Genomic DNA, 1,310 nt, shown 5'->3' on the forward strand with positions numbered 1-1,310 from the left:
GCCTGGGCCCGGCGCCCGGGCTGGGAGGTTCGGGCCCTGGGCCGCGAGACGGCGCCGGGGCTGCCCGGGTTCGACGGCCTGTCGCACTACAAGCTGGCCCGCGCCCCGCACGCGCAGCAGCACGGCTACCTGCGGCAGATGGAGTCGGCCACGCTGCACGGCCAGGCGGCGGCGCGCGCGATGCTGAAGCTGCGCGAGCAGGGCTTCCGGCCCGACGTGATCCTCGCGCACCCGGGCTGGGGCGAGACGCTGTATGCGAAGGACGTGTTCCCCGATGCGCGCCTCGTGCACCTGTGCGAGTGGTACTACAACGCCGAGGGCCAGGACCTGGGCTTTGACCCCGAGTTCCCGATCAGCTTCGACGACCGCGCGCGCATCCGCACCTGGAATGCGCTGCACACGCTGAACCTGACGAACTGCGATGCCGCGGTCAGCCCGACGCACTGGCAGCGCAGCCGGCATCCGGAGATCTTCCTGCCGAAGATCGGCGTGCAGCACGAGGGCATCGACATCGACGGCCTCGCACCCGATGCGCAGGCGGCGATCCGCACGCGCAGCGGCGTGGTGCTGAAGGCGGGTGATCCGGTCGTCACCTACGTGGCGCGCAACCTCGAGCCGTACCGCGGCTTCCACGTCTTCATGCGGGCGCTGGAGCGGCTGCAGCAGCAGAACAGGCAGTGCCACGCGATCATCGTCGGCGGCGACGGCGTGAGCTACGGCAAGCGCGTGCGCGATGCGACGAACTGGCGCGAGAAGATGCTGCAGGAGGTGAAGCTCGACCCCGAGCGCACGCACTTCACCGGCAAGCTGCCGCGCGCGCAGTACCTGAAGGTGCTGCAGGTGTCGGCGGCGCACGTGTACCTCACGTACCCGTTCGTGCTGAGCTGGTCGCTGCTGGAGGCGATGGCCTGCGGCGCGGCGGTCATCGGCTCCGACACGGCGCCGGTGCGCGAGGCCGTCACCGACGGCGAGACGGGCGCGCTGGTGCCGTTCTTCGACGTGGCACGCATCGCCGAGGCCACGGCCGGCGCGCTCGAAGGCGGCAGTGCCTGGACCGCACGCCGGCTGGCGGCGCGCCAGCTCGCGCAGCGCTATTCGATGCAGGCAGGCCTCGTCGGCTACGACGCCTTGCTGAGCGCGTCATCCCCCAAAGTGGGGGCGCCGGTTTCATGAGAAATCGGCCCCGCGCTGGCTAGACTGCAGCACACAAGAACGGGAGTGAGCCTCGATGTTGAGGACGAAGGGAGGGGCGCCGCAAGCGGTGCCGCCACAGCAACTGCTGTGGGCATTGGGATCGATCTGTTCCCTGC

Annotated in this window: 1 protein-coding gene; it reads left to right on the forward strand. The window is 70.5% G+C overall.

Annotated features, from left to right (window positions below; all coding sequences use genetic code 11):
• The coding region (locus AC1D01_RS35010; RefSeq protein ID WP_477874166.1) for a glycosyltransferase family 4 protein at nt 1-1,173 on the forward strand (1,173 nt) is incomplete at its 5' end.
• Between the last annotated feature and the right edge of the window lie 137 nt (nt 1,174-1,310).

Source organism: Rhizobacter sp. P3_B12, from assembly GCF_056402895.1.